Below are 18,769 nucleotides of genomic sequence, written 5' to 3'. Positions count from 1 at the left end.
CGCAATTTTACCCGAATTTAGTAATGAGTACAATCTCCACATATAGTTATGCCAAAACCTTTAAACTTGAAAACGGCAGGAAGTTGCGTAAACTTGAAATTGCTTACCAGACTTATGGTAAACTGAACGCCAAAAAGAATAATGTAATTTGGGCCTGCCATGCACTTACAGCAAATGCTGATGTGCTGGACTGGTGGAAGGGTCTTTTTGGCAGCAATGCCCTGTTTAACCCGGATGAGCATTTTATCGTTTGTGCCAATGTATTGGGTTCACATTATGGAAGTACCAGTCCACTGAGCACCAATCCGGTAACCGGACTGCCCTATTACCTGGCCTTTCCGGAGTTCAGCATCAGGGATCTGGTTGCTGCACACCGCCTGCTTGCAGCGCAGCTGGGCATCAGTACGATTAAGGTATTGATCGGTGGCTCATTAGGTGGACAGCAGGCTTTGGAATGGGCAATCACAGACAATAATGCCATTGAAAACCTCATTTTGATGGCTACAAATGCAGCACACTCGCCATGGGGCATTGCCTTTAACGAAAGCCAGCGTCTGGCCATTACTACAGACCGCAGTTTTTATGCCCAGAAACCTGACGGCGGATTAAAAGGTTTAAAAGTAGCCAGAAGTATCGCTTTATTGTCGTACAGAACTTATGATGCTTATGTGGCTACCCAGCTGGAAAGTGTGAACGACAAGACGGGTGGCTTCAGGGCTTCTTCTTATCAGAACTACCAGGGAGAGAAACTTTGCAGGCGTTTTAATGCTTACAGCTATTGGTACCTGAGCAAGGCAATGGACAGTCATAATGTGGGCAGGAACAGAAGCAGCGTTACTGACGCCCTGGCACAGGTAAAAGCAAATACACTGGTCATCGGTATTGAGAACGACGTTCTTTTCCCCCTGGTTGAACAGGAGTTTCTTGCCCGGCACATCCCTGGTGCAGCATTCCAAAGCCTGAAATCGGCTTATGGCCACGATGGCTTCCTGATCGAAACAGATGCACTCACCAATGTGATCGGTAATTTCCTTAAAGCGCAGGTAAGCAAGAAAATAATTAAATTACATAAAACAGCATAATAAATAGATGAGCAAGAAACTTAAAATTGGGTTATTTGGTTTTGGGGTAGTTGGCCAGGGATTACACGACATTATCCGTGGTCAGGATCTGAATCTTGAAATCATTAAGATCGCGATCAAGAACCCGGACAAAAAACGCAGCTTAGACGCCCACCTTTTCACCACAGACCACAATGAACTGTTGAACAATAGTGAAATCAATACCATTGTAGAACTGATCGATGATGCAGAGGTTGCCTTCGATATTGTTAAAAGGGCTTTGATCAGTGGCAAGAACGTAGTTTCGGCCAATAAAAAAATGATCGCCCTGCACCTCGCCGAACTGGTTGAATTGCAGGAAAAACATGATGCTTCCCTGCTTTACGAAGGTGCAGTATGCGGCAGTATCCCCATCATCCGCAACCTGGAAGAATATTACGACAACGAATTGCTACATGGCATCAGCGGCATATTTAACGGCTCATCAAACTATATCCTGTCTAAAATCTTTAACGAGAACATGGAATATGGTGTGGCCTTAAAACAAGCTCAGGACCTGGGCTTTGCTGAAACAGACCCAATAATGGATGTTGGTGGCTATGACCCTAAATTTAAACTGGCCATCGCTACTGCACATGCTTATGGCCTGTTCATCAACCCCGATAAAATCCTGAATATAGGCATTCAAAACCTGTCTGAAAATGACATCAGGTACGCGAGAGAAAAGAACTTTAAAATCAAACTGGTACCTACTGCCCGAAAAATAAGCACCAAACAGGTAGTGACCTATGTATTGCCTAAGTTTGTGAAATCAGACGATTTTCTGTTTAACGTAGAAAATGAATACAATGGGGTAACTGTTCAGGCGGCATTTGCCGACAAGCAGTTCTTCTTTGGAAAAGGGGCAGGCGGACACCCTACCGGGGCCGCAGTATTGTCGGACATTGCAGCACTGAGGTATGGCTACCGTTATGAGTACAAAAAATACCACCAGCACAATGGCCTTGTACATACAGACGATGTAAACATTGAAGTTTACCTGCGTTATGTACATGAGTACACTGTAGAGAAACTGCAGATTGAAAACATTGTGGAGCGCTTCTCCCGTGATGATTACAAATATGTGATCGGAAATGTCAGCCTGAAAAGCTTGCTGGCCAACCGCGACCTGCTGGAGCAAAAAGATGTATTTATTGCCCATACCGGAAAATATACTTATACCGAGCAGCAGATCAAAACTGTAGCAGGCGAAGAAGTATTATTTAGTTAATTATTCTTGTTTTGATAAAAAAAGGCCCCAAACGGGGCCTTTTTTTTATACTTGAGTTTTATATTTCCCTGTTCATATCCCAGTTTTCCAGGTAATCAGCTACCCTGCGTACAAATGAGCCGCCTAGCGCACCATCCACTACCCTGTGGTCATAAGACAAGGACAAGAACATCATGTGTCTGATCGCGATCACATCGCCGGATGCCGTTTCCAGTACGGCAGGTTTCTTTTTAATGGCCCCTACCGCCAATATTGCTACCTGTGGCTGGTTAATGATCGGTGTACCCATTACATTACCAAAAGACCCTACATTGGTTAAAGTAAAGGTCCCGTTTTGTGTTTCATCAGGTTTTAATTTTGAAGCCCTGGCGCGGCCGGCCAGATCGTTCACCGCTTTGGTTAAACCCAGCAGGTTTAGTTCATCTGCATTTCTGATCACCGGAACAATCAGGTTTCCACTCGGTAAGGCAGCAGCCATACCTATATTGATGTCTTTCTTCTTAATGATCTGATTTCCGTTTACGGATACGTTGATCATCGGATAATCTTTAATTGCCCTGCTCACCGCCTCTAAAAAAATCGGCGTAAAGGTGATCTTTTCGTTTTCACGTTTCTCGAAATCCTTTTTCACCTTTTCACGCCACAGGACCATATTGGTTACGTCAGCTTCCACAAAAGAAGTTACATGCGGAGAAGTCTGCTTGCTCATCACCATATGCTCTGCAATCAGCTTGCGCATCCTGTCCATCTCTATGATCTCGTCGGCACCGCTTACACTGTTGCCGGCCTGAGGGGCCTGGGCCTTTACAGGCTGTGGTATTGCCGATTGCTGAACCTGGGCTTTTGCCTGTTCCTCCTCCATGGCATGCACAGGCGCAGCAGTTGGGCTGTCTTTTTTCCCGTTCTGGATGTAATTTAACAAATCATCTTTGGTCAGGCGCCCTTCGGCACCCGTTCCGGCTATGGTATCCAGTACTTCCGGAGTTATTCCCTCCTGTACGGCTATATTTTTTACCAGGGGCGAATAAAAACGGTCAGAACTAAAACCGGATGGAAGCTGTTCGGTACCTGGTATGTTTGCTACCACAGCTTCCGGGCTTACTGCGGCTACCGGCTGCTCCGCTGTTTCGGTTACAGTTACGGGAACATCCGCATCGGTTTCAATAATGGCAATTACCGCACCTACCTGGACAATATCATCTTCTTTAAACAATTGCTTTACCAATTTACCCGCTATTGGCGAGGGAACTTCGGAGTCTACTTTATCCGTGGCAATCTCCAACACCGTATCATCCATCTCAATTTGGTCCCCAGGCTGTTTAACCCATTTAATTATGGTTGCTTCTGCAACGCTCTCCCCCATTTTAGGTAACAATAATTCGTATTGAGCCATTTTTTATTTTATGATTGGTATCAGGTGCAAAAGTAAAGTATTTCCCAGACTTAACCCACATCTTGTTTAAGCTCATTCAAAACCATGGTTAACGCAGCTACTGCAGCGCGCTCGATATTTTGTGTGCGCCGGTTGCCAAACCTGAAGAGCCTGGCCACAACCCTATGCTTACTTGCCACTGCAACCCACACAGTACCAACATGTTTCTCTTCAGTACCCCCATCAGGGCCCGCAATTCCACTCACGGCAACGGCATAATCCGTTTTAAAATTGGCCAGGCATCCCTGCGCCATTTCTTTTACCGTTTCCTCACTTACCGCTCCAAAATTTTCCAGCGTTTTGGGCAGTACCCCAAGCATAGCCGTTTTTAAGGCATTGGAATAGGTAACTGCAGCGCCGGCGAATACCGCAGAACATCCCGGATGCTGTGTGATCAAATGCGAAATGTAACCACCAGTACAGCTTTCGGCAATACTCAGGGTAAGTTTCCTTTCTTCCATCAGGTTTAACAGGGCTTTTTCAAGCGCTATATCCTGGTCTGTTACTACATATTTTTTTAGCCTGGCAATGAGTTGCCCTGCATAAAATTCCACTTCTTTTTGCAACCCTTCTTCATTCGCAGCTGTTCCGCTCAACCTTAACCTGACCTGTCCGAGTTTGGGCAGATAGGCCAGTTTAATGTGGTCAGGCAAGCCGTTTTCAATATCTTCTATTTCCTGGGCCAGGAAAGATTCACCAATGCCGGCCGTTAAAATTGTTTTGTGAAAGATGGCAGACAGTTTAAATGCACTTTGCAAACGCGGCAGGATCTCCTCGGTCATCAGGTACATCATTTCAAAAGGTACCCCTGGCATAGACACATAGATCTTTCCATTTTGTTCAAACCACATGCAGGGTGCTGTGCCGTTTTTGTTTTGGATCACCTTGCAGCCATCAGGCACGTCGGCCTGCCTGCGGTTCAGTTCTATCATGGGCCTGTTCAGGCTGGTAAAAATATTCGTCACATGATCCAGCGTTTCCTGATCTCTCCTGAAACCCATATGAAAGTATTTTGCCAGGGTTACTTTGGTCACATCGTCTTTAGTGGGCCCAAGACCACCTGTAATCAGGATCACATCGGCACGTCCTTCGGCAAGCATAAGTGCTTCCATAATGTGGTCTGCATCATCAGATACCGAACTTACCTGTTTCACTTTAATGCCAATCAGGTTCAGCTCTTTTGCCATCCAGGCAGAATTGGTATCCACAATCTGTCCGATCAGTATTTCATCACCAATGGTTATAATTTCAGCTAGCATCATCGTTTTTTTAAAATCTGGTATAATATCCTTTTCTCTTGCTCAGTTTCAGGTCCTGAAGAATAGAGGCCTTCACTTTGATGTCGACAGAATAACTCTGGTAAAAACCAAATGGCACCCAGCTAAAGCTCATGTCCCAGCAATGTAAATCCCGGTATATCGAGAAATTGGTCTGTGAAATGGTATTGCGCTGAAAATCCCATCCCGAACTGAAAGTCACCTTCCATTTGGGGGTAATATTGGCATCACCATTAAAGTTTAAAGTATTGGTCACCGTGCTGTTCTTTCCAACCTCATCGGTACTGTAGTTGAAGGTATAAGAAAAGGCAAAGTTCCAGGGGATGTTAAAGTCGACAAAAGCATTGGGGTCGCGGCTCACCTTAGCCAGGGCTTCGGCCTGTTCAGGGCTTATCGCACCCGAATTTGCCTGTTCTTTTACTTTATCGTCCGCATCATTTTTCCTTTTTAAGGCCTCAGGGTTCAGGCTATAGTTAAAAGAGAAGCCAAAATTGGTCAGGCGGGGAAATTTCCCCTGTGTCCAGGTATACTGATCTTTAAGTCTTGTTGCAACCGTATTGGTTATCGAATCTGTATATTCCTCGGTTAAGTACGGATTTAAGGTACCATAATAATTGATCCCCAGTTTATCGGTAAACTGGGAACGGCCACTAAAGCTCAGGGTAGACAATTTAAAATTTTCGGCCAGCAGGTTATAAGATCCGCTGATCCCTAAACCCTGTATGATCGCGATCTTCTTTTCGCCGGTTCCGGTGGTGTCTTTAGGAGAAAGGACTTTTGCTTCTACTGTATTATCGATAGAGAAACCAATAGACGCATTTCTGCCCATACCGGGCCCGCCGTAATAAGAGGATTCATGAATGGAATACAGCAGTCCTGTTGGGTCCCCTTTTGCATCTTTTGTCATCACCTTAGTTCCATCATCATAAAAAGCTTGCTTATAATTCCCCAGCTTGAGGGCAGAAAAATCAGGCGTATAACTGAAGTTCATACTTGGGGTCATGACATGCCTGAGGGCTTTAAATTTCCCTAAATTTTTGAACTGCGCAGTAGAGTAAACTTTGGTTGACATCCCCCCGCTAAGCGAATACTGGCCAGAGCGGTTAAAGCCGGGAATGGTATCAATAAAAACAGCGTCTGCCTTATTGGGTACCTTGAAATACGTTTTTCGGATCGACTGAAAATGCCATCTTTCCGTATAGGAGGTACCTACGTTAAAATTAAAGTACTTCAGCACGTTAAAGGCCATATTAACCGGTATCGTATGCTGGAAACCACTTCTGAACTTACGGAGTGATTCTTTTTTAAACAGGATGGAATCGGGAGCGGTGATCTGATTGGTGGCCTGCAGGTTGTAACCCACCGTGATTTTCTGATACCATTTTTGCTCACCCACCCGCTCTTTAGAATCAAAGGGATTAAAAGTTGGAATGGATAAGGTGATATCGGGAAGGATCAGACTGACGCTGTTGGTTTGGGTTTCCTGCGAATGGCGCAAGGCACCGGTAAAGTTGATTCCCTGGCCAAATGTCCGGCCGTAGGCAATACTGGATCCAAAGGTATTTCTTGCAATCCGGCCGGGGTCGTAAGTTCCGCCGGCAGCCGTCTCCCTGTCATAGGTATTGGTACCTGCATCAACCTGTGCAGAAAATGTGGTACCGGGTTTCGCATTGGCATTTTGTGAATGGTTCCAGTTGATCCGGAAATCCTTGCTGGTGCTAAAGTCCTGTGTCCCCCTTGTTCCATTTTTGGTAAAAGCATAACTCAGGTCAACGTTACCATTGTACTTATACCGCTTGGTATAAGTTGAGGCTACCCGGCCATTATACGAGCCATAGCTGTATATACTTCCGGTTATCCTGGCATCCCAGTAATCACTCAGGCCCAGGTAATAACCTCCGTCCTGTAAAAAAAAGCCCCTGGTATAATCTTCACCTGGCGTTGGCAATATGATCCCCGAGCTTTTTTTGTTCGGCTTGGGGAAAAAAGCAAAAGGCAAGGCTATGGGTAAGGGTATATCCTCTATCTGCAGGTAAACCGGCCCTGTAATGATCTGGTTTTCCGTTACAATCCCCTTGGTAATGTGTAAACCATAATGCGGATGTGGTAAATTACAGGTACTGTAAGTCTGGCCCTTGCTGTGGATCTCATCATCGGGCTGCTTTTTAGCTTTACCACCGGAGAAAAAACCACCCTCCTGCTCCGTAAAAACCCCGTAAATATTTCCTTCCTTGGTGATGGTATTGAACCGAAGGGAATCGGCCAGGGAAGTTCCCTGCCCCTCCATTTTAAAGATGGGCCTGCCTACATATTTTCCTTTGGTATCCTTGGTCCCCCTGGCATAAATCAAATGGGTCCTGTTGTCGTAGGTAATGTAATCGGCATCCAGTTCCAGGCCCTGGTACATTACCCTGGCTTTTCCATACAGGTAAACAATGCTGCTGTCCTTGCTAAAGGCGATAGAATCTTTAGCAGCATACTGGATTTTCTCCGATGCTGTAGTATCTGCCGGATCATTTTTCAGCGTCCCTTTTTTAAGGCTGTCCTGCTTTGTCGTATCATTTTGCTGAACAACCTGAAATGAGGCAAAAGAAGTCAATGCAAACACATGGTTACCAACAGATGTTAGTAAAACAAGCGTTTTAAAAAAAATGATATAGCGTAAAAGTTTCAAATTCGTGTGTGAATGTTATTTTTGCATTAATGTTTAATCCAAAACGTTCAAAATTAATGAAAAATATACCATTGCTTAGACCAAATGCAATTTTGATCGTATTTATTTCTTACATCATCATTATTACATCTGGATACCAGGCATTTACACAAGAATACAAAATAAAAACCATAGTCATAGATGCCGGTCATGGCGGACGTGACGGTTCTACGCGTGGCTTATATTCTACGGAGAAAGACGTGGCTTTAAAAACTGCCCTGCACCTTGGTGAGGCCATTGAAGCCAGCATGAAGGATGTAAAGGTCATTTATACCCGGACTACAGACGTATTTATCCCTTTATACGAGCGCATAGCCATTGCCAACAATGCAAAGGCAGACTTATTCATCTCGATTCACTGCAACGATATGCCCGTACACCGGTCTACTGTAGTAACCGGGTATAAAAGGGTCCGTGGCAAAAGAGTAGCCATAAGGGAAACCGTATACCGGAAAAGCACTTCCACCCGGGGTGTCGAAACTTTTGTATCGGGTATGGGAAGGATGAATGAGCAGGATGAAGTGATCAAGAGGGAAAATGCCGCGATCTTTCTGGAAGACAATTATAAGGAAAACTATGAGGGATTTGACCCCAACAATCCTGAAAACTACATCATCCTGTCTTTAATGAAAAACACCTTCAGAACCCAAAGCCTGAAACTGGCCAAGCTGGTACAGGACGAATACGTCAATGTTGGCCGCATCAATCGCGGTGTACAGGAAAAAAGCCTTGCCGTACTTGCCCGGGCCGGAATGCCGGCAATTTTAACGGAGATTGGCTTCATCAGTAATCCCGATGAAGAGAATTATATGAACTCCGAAAACGGACAACATGAAATTACGGAATGCTTATTGAAGGCTATTCAAAATTACAGGAAGGGCATTGAAGGATAAATAGCCATTAAAATTAAAACATAAAAAAATAGATGAGACTGAAAAATTATATATTCCTGATCACCATTTCATTAATTATAAGTACACAAGCCGCTTTTGCCCAGGGATATAAAGTTAAAACCATTGTTATTGATGCCGGACATGGCGGGCCAAAACCAGGTGCCAGGGGAAGTTATTCACTGGAAAAAAATGTAGCCCTTAAAGTGGCCTTAAAACTGGGCAAAAAGTTTGAGGAAGAAATGCCTGAGGTCAAAATTCTGTACACCAGAAAAACAGATATTGACGTCGAATTTCATAAAAGAGCTGCCCTGGCCAACGACAACAAAGCCGATATATTTATTTCTATACACTGCAACTCTATGCCCGACAGAAGAGTAGTTACAGGTTACACCAAAACCCGGAGCGGAAAAAGAGTGGCGAAATATGGTTATGTAAAAAACACCTCTACCAGCGGGACCGAAACTTTTGTAGCCGGATCACACCGCCTGGATGAGCAGGATGTTGCCATCAGGGAGAACGCAGATATCAAGCTGGAGAAAAACTACAAGCAGAACTATGATGGTTATGACCCGAACGATCCCGAAACATTTATTATACTATCTTTGTTCAAAAATACATTTAGAGACAAAAGCCTGAAATTAGCCCGTTTAATCCAAAACAATTATACAAATGACAGCCAAAGGGTGAACAGGGGCGTAAAAGAACAAGGTATTTTAATTTTACAAAGGTGTGGAATGCCTGCGGTTTTAACGGAGATAGGATTCATTTCTAACCCCAGGGAAGAAGATTACATGAATTCAGCCAGCGGGCAGGATGAAATCGTAGCGTCCATCTATAAAGCTGTAAAAACCTATAAAAAAGAAACTGAAATCAATTAAGACTGCCGAAGGCTGCTTGAAGACAATAATAGAAAGACAAACAAATACTCAATGAAAATAGCAAACGAAACTAAAGTAGGCATCCTGGCAGCCTGTTCAATTACCTTATTAATTATCGGTTATAATTTTTTAAAAGGTAATGCCATTTTCTCGAACGAGACGGTCCTGTATGCCAAATATCCACGTGTTGATGGATTGGGGGTATCCAAGCCGGTGCTGATCAATGGTTTTCAGATTGGCCGGGTTGATCAGCTTCAATTACAGCCGGATGGCAGTATCCTTGCTACTTTAAAGATCAAAGGAAAATATGAAATCCCTAAAAACAGCATTGCCAGACTGGAAGGAACGGATCTGCTGGGCAGTAAGGCGATTGTAATGGAACTGGGCACCGGGCAGGATTTTGCCCAGGATGGCGATACCCTGAATGCAAATGTAGCCAAAGGCCTGCTGGAAACGGTACAGCCGGTTCAGAAAAAAGCGGAGCTGATCATTGCGAAAATGGATTCTATACTGACCAGTGTAAACGCTATACTGAACCCTAACTTTCAAAAGAACGTTGACAAAAGCTTTAACAGCATCGCCTCTACCCTTTCCTCACTGGAAGCTACCTCCAAGAAAGTAGACAACCTGGTGGGTTCTGAAGGTTCAAGAGTTTCCGCAATCCTGGCTAACGTAGAGGCCATTTCCCTTAATTTAAAGAAAAACAACGAAAAGATAAACGGCATTCTGAACAATATTGGCAACATTACCGATCAGGTGGCTGCCGCCAACTTTAAGCAAACGATAGACAATGCCAATAAAGCCATGGCTGATCTGCAGACGATCGTCAACAAGGTGAACAATGGGCAGGGTACTTTAGGCCTGCTGGTTAACGACACCAAAATGTACGAAAACCTGAACAATGCTTCTAAAAATCTGGATAACTTAATGATAGACCTGAAGCAGAACCCTAAACGTTATGTTCACTTCTCTATATTTGGCGGTGGTAAAAAGGACAACTAAATCGTGTAGGTATTCCCCTCAATGGCCAGTTCCGTGTTTTTAAACACTGACCTGGCTTCTTCAAGTAGTGGCTGCAGGGTCTTGTACCTCGATGAAAAATGCCCGATGAGCAATTTGACCGCTCCCGTTTCTTTTGCGATCTGAGCAGCCTGCAATGCAGTGGTATGGTGGGTATGGTTCGCCCTTTCCAGCATTTCCTGTAAAAAGGTAGCTTCGTGATACAAGGTATCACAGCCCTTAATGCTTTCAAAATAGCCCTCGTCAAACAAGGTATCGGAACAGTAGCAATACTGTCTCGGACGCTCGGGATCTCTGGTATAATCTGCGTTCAGCAAAACCCTGCCATCCGGTAAACTGAGGTCAACACCTCTTTTTAGCAGGGGGTAATAATCAAGAGGTATTTCTTCGGCCTCCAGCTTTTCTACGATCAGCTTTCTCAGCCTTTTTTTCTGTACAAATTTAAAACCGGTACAAGGAATGCGGTGGTTCAGAATCACTGTTTCCACCGTTAGGTCTGTATTTTCAAAAATCAGTGCAGGTACATCCGTTTCTGTGGCCACAAATTCTAAAGGGTACCTGATCACGGTTTCCGAATGTTTGAACTGCAGGGCCAGTATTTCGGCCAGTGCCGCAGGACCAAATATTTTAAGGGGTTTCATGCGCCCGTTTAGATGCAGACTGGAAAGCAGGCCGATCAATCCAAAATAATGATCACCATGCAGGTGACTGATGAAAATAAAATCAATCTTATTGGCTTTAAACCCAAACCTGATCAGCTGTTGCTGCGTTCCTTCCCCGCAATCAATCAGGTAGAACTTTTCATTGCAATTTAAAAGCTGGGCCGTCGGATTTCTATTGTATACAGGCGTTGCAGAACTACTGCCTAAAATAGTGACCTCAAACTTCATTAACCTTTATCTACGCTCCCCAGTAATTCTTTTTCTATCTCTTCCATAAAGATCAGGTCAGTAGCCTCGTCTATTTTAGACACGATAGTGAGTGACTGGTCAAGGCTGGACATTTCCAGGATCTGGGCTACAGCCTCATTGATACCGGTAACGATAAATAAGCCATTTGCCTTTTTACAAAGTCTGTCGCCAAAAAGTAAACTGCTCAGGTCCTGGGAATCGTTACATTGTTTTACCGCCGAAAGGTCTAATACAATATTACAATAACCTTCTGTGTTCAATAAAATGAACTCAGATTTCAACTTCGGTGTATTGTCGTTCGTCAGCTTGGATTCATTAAGCTTTAAAACCACATACTTTTCATGCTTATCTACTGAAAATTTCATGATATTGATCGTTATTTGGTCTGATATGAATATTTAGTCTGATACGAAAGTAATTAATTTTATTTGTATGTACAGGGTTTAAAATTTAATTGTGCTTAAAAAACCATTCACATTTTTTTCCATACGTGCCAGCACATCTGCCTGTTCATTCTTAACAAAGCGGTCTCCTGTAATCTGTTCATAAAGTTCAATATAGCGGTCGGCTATGGAATTTACAATTTCAGGGGTCATTACCGGGATACTTTGCCCATCCTTACCCTGAAAACCATTTTCAATCAACCATTTGCGCACAAACTCTTTAGACAATTGTTTCTGGGCTTCGTTCCGTTCCTGTCTTTCTGCATAGCCTTCCGCATAAAAATAACGGGAAGAATCAGGCGTATGGATCTCGTCAATCAAAAAGATCTCCCCGGCTGCTTTACCAAATTCGTATTTGGTATCTACCAGGATCAGACCGCGTTCAGCAGCCATTTCTGTCCCTCTTTCATACAACGCATAGGTATACTTCTCCAGCAATGTATAATCGGCCAGGGAAACAATGCCTTTGGCTAAAATATCTGCTTTGGAGATATCCTCATCATGACCAACAGCAGCCTTTGTAGTTGGGGTAATGATGGGTTCAGGCAGTTTATCATTCTCTTTGAGGCCTTCCGGTAAGGCTACCCCGCAAACGCTGCGTTTACCCGCGCTGTATTCTCTCCAGGCATGGCCTGCAAGGTATCCGCGTACTACCATTTCCACTTTAAAGGGTTCACAGATGCGGCCAACAGTTACCATTTCATCCGGCACAGCAATTACCCAGTTGGGTACGATATCCTTCGTCGCATTTAAAAACTTAGCTGCAATCTGGTTCAATACCTGCCCTTTAAAAGGAATGGCTTCTGGTAAAACCACATCAAACGCAGATATCCTGTCGGTTACCACCATTGCCATAAACTGGTTATCAATCGTGTACACATCGCGCACTTTTCCCTTATAAAAATTGGTCTGCTTCGGAAAGCTGAAATTTGTTTCTTTAATTGCTGTCATCTTCTTAAAAATCTAAGATCCCTCTCTTATTGTATATCGCCGTAAGCTTTTAATATTCTTTTCACCAGTTTATGCCTCACCACATCATCACCGTTCAGGTAAATGATCTCTATGCCCGGTATATCGTCCAGTATGCGCAGTGCATTGTGTAAACCCGACATCTGTTTTTTAGGCAGATCGATCTGCGTTACGTCGCCGGTTACAATAAACTTGGCCGATGGCCCCATACGTGTCAAAAACATTTTTAACTGCAGATCGGTCGAGTTCTGGGCCTCATCCAGTATCACAAAACAATTATCAAGCGTCCTTCCACGCATAAATGCCAGTGGTGCAATTTCAATGGTCCGGTTCTCGATATAGGTTTTCAGCTTCTCTGCCGGTATCATATCATCCAGGGCATCGTACAAAGGGCGCAGGTAAGGATCTACCTTTTCCTTTAAATCCCCGGGCAAAAAGCCCAGGTTCTCCCCCGCTTCAACAGCCGGCCTGGTCAGTATGATTCTTTTGATCTCTTTGTTTTTCAAAGCCCTTACGGCCAAAGCTACTGCAGTATAGGTTTTTCCCGTTCCGGCAGGGCCAATCGCAAACAGCACATCGTTCTTTCCAATACTGTCTACCATCCGGCGCTGGTTGGCCGTTCTGGCTTTCACCATCAAGCCATTGGTACCAAAAACAATCACCTCTCCGCCCCCGCCAGTGCTGGCAGGTTTCTCTGCTCCATTTTCAGCAGGTGACGATGTCTTCTTCGAAACTAAAATCGATTCTACATCATTTGGGGTCAGAGAACTGAACTGTTCCAGGTGATGGAGCAGCTGGTTGTATTTCAGTTCAAAACCCTTAAGTTCCTGATCATCACCCAGTACCTTAACTTCGTTACCTCTTGCTACCACTTTAAGTTTAGGGAAAGCATTTTTGATCAACTCGTAATGCTCATTATTTGTACCCCAGAACTGTACCGGATCTACCGATTCTAATGTTAATTTTAGTTCGTTCAAAATATTGTTTTTTAGATAGGAGTGTATATTTTGATATAAAAATTGAATATTTGTACGCGATTTGCCGCTTACGCAAGATTAAGAATAAATATTCAATTTTTAATGGCCATTATTACTTTAACAACAGATTTAGGATCAAAAGATTTCTATCAGGCTGCCCTTAAGGGAAGTATCCTGAGTATCTTGCCTACGGCTACTATTGTTGATGTAACCCATGAAGTGCCATCCTTTAACATTTCGCATGCGGCATTCGTGTTAAAGAACGTTTACCCCTACTTTCCCAAGGGTACTGTTCACCTGATCGGCATCGATTCCGTATTCAGCCAGCACACCAAATACATTGCCCTGAAACACAAAGATCATTTTTTTGTAGGTGCCGATAACGGTATCTTTTCCCTGCTGTTTGAGGAAAGACCGGAAGAAATTGTGGAGCTGAATATCATGCAGGACCTCAAATACCTGCACTTCCCGCTGGTCGATATTTTTGTTAAAGCAGCAACACAGCTGGCTAAAGGCGCGAAATTAAAAGACATAGGTGTGCCTACCGACAATATTGAGGAACGCATGCTGCTCAACCCGGTCATTGAACGCGACATGATCAGGGGAAGTGTGATCTATATTGACACTTTCAGCAATGTGATCACCAATATCACCAAAGAACTCTTTACAAAAATCCAGCGCAACAGGGATTTCACCTTGTATTTCCGCAAAAGTGAAACCATCAGCCAGCTCAGCTGGCATTACAATGAAGTTCCTGAAGGGGAAAAACTCTGTTTATTCGGCATCAGCAACCACCTCGAGATCGCCATCAACAAAGGAAAGGCCAGCGGACTGCTTGGTTTGCACCTGAATGATATTGTCAGGGTCGAATTTCATCCTTAAGGCATAGAGTTTGCTGGATACCTGGCAAAAAACAATCCATGCGCAATATCCTATTCTTTTTACTGGCCTTTTTAAGCACTTTTAAAGCGCTGGCGCTCCAAAATGACACCAGCGCCTATCAGACCCAGCGTTTAAAAATTAATGCACTGCTGGCCGAAAGAAGTGCCAGATTTGGACAGTATGATGAAAGTTTAACTGCCCGTACCGGAATATTCGGCCTTCAGACTAAAAAAGACATCCGGAACTCGAACGAAATCCTGAGACAGGTGGTTTTGAATGACAACAACATCTTCAGGGAGCTAAAAATTTTAATGGAATATAAGGACCTGGAAGTAAAGACAGTTAAAAATGATGCGAATCAAACGAATGACAGGATACAAAATTACAAAACAGCGATCAAAACTTTACAGGACCAAAATGAAGGGCTCCGTAAAGAAGCCATAGCACTAAACGTAGATAAAAACTTGTTAAAGCTAACTGTTGCGCTATTTGTTCTGACAATTGCAGCACTAATCTGGTTTTTCACAAAAAAAATGAACCGTTTAACAAAAAGAAATGAAGAAGCAGTTTTTTAAAATACTCGTTAAGCTCAATAAAGTATTGCTGCCCAGTCTGTACAAAAAAGATCCGATGAAACTGACCAACGTACAAAAAGCCATACTCGGGTACAAATACTGGACGCTTACGAATTCTCTTTAATTGAAATAGCTGGTCAGTAAACCTACCAGGAACTTGGGTTCTACCCAGGTAGATTTGGGTGGCATCACCCCTCCTGCGTCGGCCACGGCAATCACCTGTTCAACAGATGGCGGGTATAAGGTAAAAGCCAGGGCGAACAAGCCGTTATCTACACGGCTTTGTAAGGTAAGCACCGGTGTGTTCCCGCCTTCAAATGTAATCCGTGCATCTGTTCTGGGGTCTTTGATGTGCAGTACCGGTTCCAGGATAAAGTTTTGTAAAATGCGCACATCCAATACTTCAACAGGATCATCTTCGTTGTATAAACCTGCTTTCGGAAGCAGCACATACCATTGCCCGTTAAAGTACATGCCCAACTGGTGCAATGCATCAGGTTTTACCGGGACAGCGGATTTCTCCAGTAAAAACGATTGCGAAACAGCATCCAGAAAGCCTTCGGCGGTCAAATTCCCCATATCCCTGATCAGCCGGTTAAACTCCAGTACCTTAACCTCCCTGGTATTCATGTATACCGTACTGAAATAATTATAAAGTTCGGTTCCATTGTGTTTTGCCGCATTCAGTAGTTTCTTTTGCAGTCCCATTTTTGCCATAGCAGCAGCCCGGTGATGCCCGTCAGCAATATAAACTTCAGGTAGCTGCGCAAAGGAATGTACAATAACCTCCAGGTCGTCCGTAGCAGTAACGGCCCAGATCTGGTGTTTCGTACCATCTTCAAAAACAAAATCGAGTGCTGGTTTGGCTGATAAATACTTAGCGGTTACCCTGTCTATCACCGCATCAGGACGGTAGGTTATCAGTACAGGATTGGCATCCAGACCTGTTTGCTGCAGGTAATCGGCTAAAAGTGTTTCCCTGCGCGCTACTGTCGATTCATGTTTTTTTATCCTGTTTTCCAGGTAGTCACTGATGTGCGTAAGTGTCCAGATCCCGGTCTGGACCAAGCCATTGTGGTTTATCCGGTAAATGTAAATGGCGGGTTGTGTTTGTTTAACCAGGTAATGATGCGCGATAAAATCTTCCAGGTTTTCGCTGATCTTTTTAAACACCAGCTCCTGTCTTGTGCCTCTCAGGTAAGGATTATCCAGTTCAGGGTCAATGAGATGGAGAAAACTGCATGGGTTTTCTGAAGCGATGAGCTTTGCCTCACCCGTACTGTAATTTTCAAGCGGACGCGTTACCACTTGCTTTTGCAAATGCACAGCAGGTTTAAGCGCACAGAATGGCTTAATTGTAGGCATATATTTGGTTTAAAAACAAAAAAGGGTACCTAATCCTTAAATCAGGTACCCTTTTTTAAAAATTACTTATTTATTAAAGTGCTCAATAATCAACGAAGCCAGTTCAGTACCGATACGTTCCTGCGCTTCATTGGTTGCCGCACCAATATGTGGCGTTAAAGATATTTTAGCATGTTGCAAAATAGCAGCATCCGGAGTAGGCTCGTTGTCGAATACATCCAGACCGGCAAAAGCAACTTTACCACTATCCAAAGCAGCAATCAAAGCCGCCTCATCAATGGTACCGCCACGTGAGCAGTTTACCACACCTACACCCGTTTTCATTTTAGCGAACTCATCTGCTCCTAAAATAGGTTTATCGGCAAATGGGGTATGCAAACTGATGAAATCGCTGTTTGCAATCACTTCATCCAGGGCAACTGTTTTGAAAGGGATCTCAACAGCAGCACCTCCCTGAAAGGTTAAGGCCAAGGTACCTTCGGCCGGATAAAGATCGTAAGCCAAAACGTTCATCCCTAACCGAAGCGCTACTTTAGCAGTTTCGCGGCCAATACGGCCAAAACCAATGATCCCCATTGTTTTACCCTGCAGCTCTACACCACCGGCATAAGCTTTTTTCAAGGCGTTAAATTTGGTATTTCCCTCAACAGGCATTTTTCTGTTGGAATCCTGTAAAAAGCGGATACCGGTAAACAAATGTGCAAAAACCAGCTCTGCTACCGATAATGAAGAAGCTGCAGGTGTATTTACCACTGCAATACCTTTACTGCGGGCATAATCCACATCAATGTTGTCCATTCCTACACCACCACGGCCAATCAGCTTAAGATTTGGCACCTGGTCTATCAGCTCCTTACGCAATTTGGTTGCACTTCTAACGGTGATCCCATCGTAATTTTTTAAGGCTTCTACCAATTGATCCTGTGGCACAGTATCAGTATCTACCACAAAACCAGCTTCTTCTAATAATCTTTTACCGACAGGATCTATCCCATCGTTTGCAAGTATCTTAATCATTAATATATAAATTATTGGTGTTTCTCAGCAAAAATCTGCATTAATTCTATTAAAGCGTGAACGCTTGTAATTGGCAATGCGTTATACATGGAAGCCCTGAAACCGCCCACACTTCTGTGTCCTTTTATACCTTCAACGCCGTTCTCTTCTGCAAACTTCAGAAATGGTTTTTCCAGTTCAGGATTCTCCATTACAAAACAAACATTCATTCTTGAACGGTCTTCCACTGCGCAGGTACCTCTGAACAAAGGATTTCTGTCAATCTCCGTATATAAAGCTTTTGCTTTAGCCACGTTTTCTTTTTCAATTTCAGCAACGCCGCCTTTAGATTTTAACCACCTCAGGTTCAGCATGGCCACATAGATAGAGAACACCGGCGGCGTATTGTACATAGAGCCCCCGTCAATGTGAACTTTATAATCCAGCATGGAAGGGATCGCCCGGCCTGATTTACCCAGGATCTCATCCTTAACAATCGCAATGGTTAAACCTGCTGGTCCGATGTTTTTCTGTGCACCTGCATAGATCAGGTCAAACCTGGAAACATCAATTACGCGGCTCATGATGTCCGATGACATGTCACAAACTACAGGAACCTTGGTTTCAGGAAAACTGAACAATTCAGTGCCATAGATCGTATTGTTTGAAGTGCAGTGAAAATAAGCACTGTCTTCAGGAATGCTGTAATCTTTAGGGACAAAAGTAAAGTTCTCCGCTTTTGAAGAAGCAACCACATTAGCCGTTCCAAAGGTTTTCACTTCTTTAATGGCTTTATTGGCCCAAACACCGGTCTCCAGGTAAGCAGCAGTACCACCCTGAGGTAATAAGTTCATCGGAACCATCGAAAACTGTAAACTGGCACCACCTTGTAACAATACAACCGAATATCCCGATGGTACGTTCATTAATTCCTTGATCAGTTTTACGGTTTCATCTACAACCGCTTCAAATTCAGGAGCACGGTGAGAGATTTCCAGAATGGATAAACCATCTTTAAAATCCAATACCGCCTGTGATGCTTGTTTAAATACTTCCTGAGGTAAAATACATGGGCCTGCGCCGAAATTGTGTCTCATTTTCTATACT

Annotated in this window: 18 protein-coding genes; 8 read left to right on the top strand and 10 right to left on the bottom strand. The window is 43.8% G+C overall.

Features of this window, described 5'->3' with window-relative positions:
• Positions 1–23: 23 nt before the first annotated feature.
• Together metX and R2Q85_RS02580 are read left to right on the top strand one after the other, a co-directional pair.
• Positions 24–1,082: an alpha/beta fold hydrolase gene (gene metX, locus R2Q85_RS02585; protein WP_316810178.1), complete on the top strand. Its 1,059-nt coding sequence runs from the start codon at positions 24–26 to the stop codon at positions 1,080–1,082.
• A 7-nt stretch (positions 1,083–1,089) separates the two neighbouring features.
• Complete coding sequence (locus tag R2Q85_RS02580; protein ID WP_316810177.1) at positions 1,090–2,331, top strand: homoserine dehydrogenase; 1,242 nt, start codon at positions 1,090–1,092, stop codon at positions 2,329–2,331.
• A gap of 58 nt (positions 2,332–2,389) precedes the next feature.
• Here the strand turns inward: R2Q85_RS02580 and R2Q85_RS02575 are convergent, their stop codons facing one another.
• The 3 genes from R2Q85_RS02575 to R2Q85_RS02565 are packed head-to-tail and all read right to left on the bottom strand — an operon-like array spanning position 2,390 to position 7,714.
• Positions 2,390–3,724: a dihydrolipoamide acetyltransferase family protein gene (locus R2Q85_RS02575; RefSeq protein ID WP_316810176.1), complete on the bottom strand. Its 1,335-nt coding sequence runs from the start codon at positions 3,722–3,724 to the stop codon at positions 2,390–2,392.
• Positions 3,725–3,774: 50 nt separating this feature from the next.
• Positions 3,775–5,022 (bottom strand): competence/damage-inducible protein A, encoded by a 1,248-nt coding sequence (locus R2Q85_RS02570; protein WP_316810295.1) that lies wholly within the window; start codon positions 5,020–5,022, stop codon positions 3,775–3,777.
• A gap of 10 nt (positions 5,023–5,032) precedes the next feature.
• Positions 5,033–7,714, bottom strand: a complete 2,682-nt coding sequence (locus tag R2Q85_RS02565; RefSeq protein ID WP_316810175.1) for a putative LPS assembly protein LptD — start codon at positions 7,712–7,714, stop codon at positions 5,033–5,035.
• A gap of 56 nt (positions 7,715–7,770) precedes the next feature.
• Between R2Q85_RS02565 and R2Q85_RS02560 the strand changes: the two genes are divergently transcribed.
• From R2Q85_RS02560 to R2Q85_RS02550, 3 genes are read left to right on the top strand one after another with little or no spacing between them, the layout of a single operon-like run.
• Positions 7,771–8,646 carry an N-acetylmuramoyl-L-alanine amidase family protein gene (locus tag R2Q85_RS02560; RefSeq protein WP_410478827.1) on the top strand — a complete coding sequence of 292 codons (876 nt, stop codon included), beginning with the start codon at positions 7,771–7,773 and terminating at the stop codon, positions 8,644–8,646.
• A gap of 32 nt (positions 8,647–8,678) precedes the next feature.
• Positions 8,679–9,524, top strand: a complete 846-nt coding sequence (locus R2Q85_RS02555) for an N-acetylmuramoyl-L-alanine amidase (RefSeq protein ID WP_316810173.1) — start codon at positions 8,679–8,681, stop codon at positions 9,522–9,524.
• Positions 9,525–9,575: 51 nt separating this feature from the next.
• Positions 9,576–10,526: an MlaD family protein gene (locus tag R2Q85_RS02550; RefSeq protein ID WP_316810172.1), complete on the top strand. Its 951-nt coding sequence runs from the start codon at positions 9,576–9,578 to the stop codon at positions 10,524–10,526.
• On the opposite strand, the gene R2Q85_RS02545 is transcribed toward R2Q85_RS02550, so the two are convergent.
• The 4 genes from R2Q85_RS02545 to R2Q85_RS02530 form a co-directional block, all read right to left on the bottom strand.
• Positions 10,523–11,434 carry a ribonuclease Z gene (locus R2Q85_RS02545; protein ID WP_316810171.1) on the bottom strand — a complete coding sequence of 304 codons (912 nt, stop codon included), beginning with the start codon at positions 11,432–11,434 and terminating at the stop codon, positions 10,523–10,525. The genes R2Q85_RS02550 and R2Q85_RS02545 overlap by 4 nt on opposite strands.
• Positions 11,434–11,820: an STAS domain-containing protein gene (locus R2Q85_RS02540; RefSeq protein ID WP_316810170.1), complete on the bottom strand. Its 387-nt coding sequence runs from the start codon at positions 11,818–11,820 to the stop codon at positions 11,434–11,436. The genes R2Q85_RS02545 and R2Q85_RS02540 overlap by 1 nt, the downstream gene beginning before the upstream one ends.
• Before the next feature lie 78 nt (positions 11,821–11,898).
• Positions 11,899–12,849, bottom strand: a complete 951-nt coding sequence (locus R2Q85_RS02535) for a phosphoribosylaminoimidazolesuccinocarboxamide synthase (RefSeq protein ID WP_316810169.1) — start codon at positions 12,847–12,849, stop codon at positions 11,899–11,901.
• 26 nt (positions 12,850–12,875) lie between these two features.
• The gene (locus R2Q85_RS02530) at positions 12,876–13,844 is read right to left on the bottom strand and encodes a PhoH family protein (protein ID WP_316810168.1); all 969 of its coding nucleotides are present in this window, start codon (positions 13,842–13,844) and stop codon (positions 12,876–12,878) included.
• Between the two features lie 102 nt (positions 13,845–13,946).
• On the opposite strand from R2Q85_RS02530, the gene R2Q85_RS02525 reads away from it, so the two are divergent.
• Genes R2Q85_RS02525 through R2Q85_RS02515 form a run of 3 tightly spaced genes read left to right on the top strand, consistent with a single transcriptional unit; the run spans position 13,947 to position 15,425 of the window.
• Complete coding sequence (locus tag R2Q85_RS02525; protein ID WP_316810167.1) at positions 13,947–14,726, top strand: SAM-dependent chlorinase/fluorinase; 780 nt, start codon at positions 13,947–13,949, stop codon at positions 14,724–14,726.
• 38 nt (positions 14,727–14,764) lie between these two features.
• On the top strand, positions 14,765–15,301 hold the full coding sequence (locus R2Q85_RS02520) for a hypothetical protein (RefSeq protein ID WP_316810166.1): 537 nt from the start codon (positions 14,765–14,767) through the stop codon (positions 15,299–15,301).
• Entirely contained in the window at positions 15,282–15,425 is a 144-nt protein-coding gene (locus R2Q85_RS02515; protein WP_316810165.1) for a hypothetical protein, read from the top strand. The genes R2Q85_RS02520 and R2Q85_RS02515 overlap by 20 nt, the downstream gene beginning before the upstream one ends.
• On the opposite strand, the gene R2Q85_RS02510 is transcribed toward R2Q85_RS02515, so the two are convergent.
• The 3 genes from R2Q85_RS02510 to serC all read right to left on the bottom strand — a co-directional run bounded on the left by R2Q85_RS02510 (position 15,422) and on the right by serC (position 18,759).
• On the bottom strand, positions 15,422–16,666 hold the full coding sequence (locus R2Q85_RS02510) for a DUF1015 domain-containing protein (protein WP_316810164.1): 1,245 nt from the start codon (positions 16,664–16,666) through the stop codon (positions 15,422–15,424). The genes R2Q85_RS02515 and R2Q85_RS02510 overlap by 4 nt on opposite strands.
• A gap of 66 nt (positions 16,667–16,732) precedes the next feature.
• A complete protein-coding gene (locus R2Q85_RS02505) occupies positions 16,733–17,683 on the bottom strand; it encodes a D-2-hydroxyacid dehydrogenase (protein ID WP_316810163.1) in 951 nt (316 codons plus the stop codon).
• An 11-nt stretch (positions 17,684–17,694) separates the two neighbouring features.
• Complete coding sequence (gene serC / locus R2Q85_RS02500) at positions 17,695–18,759, bottom strand: 3-phosphoserine/phosphohydroxythreonine transaminase (RefSeq protein ID WP_316810162.1); 1,065 nt, start codon at positions 18,757–18,759, stop codon at positions 17,695–17,697.
• Positions 18,760–18,769: the final 10 nt, after the last annotated feature.

Origin of the sequence: Pedobacter heparinus (genome assembly GCF_032678725.1) — a bacterium.
In the GTDB taxonomy this organism is placed as follows: domain Bacteria; phylum Bacteroidota; class Bacteroidia; order Sphingobacteriales; family Sphingobacteriaceae; genus Pedobacter; species Pedobacter heparinus_A.
The sequence above is the reverse complement of the archived record's forward strand: the minus strand, read 5'-3'. Positions and strand labels throughout refer to the sequence as shown.

What these genes read in the sequence shown, in the direction of transcription:
- R2Q85_RS02535 (WP_316810169.1), bottom strand. Translation starts at nt 12,849, where the DNA reads ATGACAGCAATTAAAGAAACAAATTTCAGCTTTCCGAAGCAGACCAAT.
- R2Q85_RS02560 (WP_410478827.1), top strand. Translation starts at nt 7,771, where the DNA reads ATGAAAAATATACCATTGCTTAGACCAAATGCAATTTTGATCGTATTT.
- R2Q85_RS02515 (WP_316810165.1), top strand. Translation starts at nt 15,282, where the DNA reads ATGAAGAAGCAGTTTTTTAAAATACTCGTTAAGCTCAATAAAGTATTG.
- R2Q85_RS02505 (WP_316810163.1), bottom strand. Translation starts at nt 17,683, where the DNA reads ATGATTAAGATACTTGCAAACGATGGGATAGATCCTGTCGGTAAAAGA.
- R2Q85_RS02525 (WP_316810167.1), top strand. Translation starts at nt 13,947, where the DNA reads ATGGCCATTATTACTTTAACAACAGATTTAGGATCAAAAGATTTCTAT.
- R2Q85_RS02555 (WP_316810173.1), top strand. Translation starts at nt 8,679, where the DNA reads ATGAGACTGAAAAATTATATATTCCTGATCACCATTTCATTAATTATA.
- R2Q85_RS02575 (WP_316810176.1), bottom strand. Translation starts at nt 3,724, where the DNA reads ATGGCTCAATACGAATTATTGTTACCTAAAATGGGGGAGAGCGTTGCA.
- R2Q85_RS02570 (WP_316810295.1), bottom strand. Translation starts at nt 5,022, where the DNA reads ATGCTAGCTGAAATTATAACCATTGGTGATGAAATACTGATCGGACAG.
- R2Q85_RS02545 (WP_316810171.1), bottom strand. Translation starts at nt 11,434, where the DNA reads ATGAAGTTTGAGGTCACTATTTTAGGCAGTAGTTCTGCAACGCCTGTA.
- R2Q85_RS02580 (WP_316810177.1), top strand. Translation starts at nt 1,090, where the DNA reads ATGAGCAAGAAACTTAAAATTGGGTTATTTGGTTTTGGGGTAGTTGGC.
- serC (WP_316810162.1), bottom strand. Translation starts at nt 18,759, where the DNA reads ATGAGACACAATTTCGGCGCAGGCCCATGTATTTTACCTCAGGAAGTA.
- R2Q85_RS02540 (WP_316810170.1), bottom strand. Translation starts at nt 11,820, where the DNA reads ATGAAATTTTCAGTAGATAAGCATGAAAAGTATGTGGTTTTAAAGCTT.
- R2Q85_RS02550 (WP_316810172.1), top strand. Translation starts at nt 9,576, where the DNA reads ATGAAAATAGCAAACGAAACTAAAGTAGGCATCCTGGCAGCCTGTTCA.
- R2Q85_RS02520 (WP_316810166.1), top strand. Translation starts at nt 14,765, where the DNA reads ATGCGCAATATCCTATTCTTTTTACTGGCCTTTTTAAGCACTTTTAAA.
- R2Q85_RS02510 (WP_316810164.1), bottom strand. Translation starts at nt 16,666, where the DNA reads ATGCCTACAATTAAGCCATTCTGTGCGCTTAAACCTGCTGTGCATTTG.
- metX (WP_316810178.1), top strand. Translation starts at nt 24, where the DNA reads ATGAGTACAATCTCCACATATAGTTATGCCAAAACCTTTAAACTTGAA.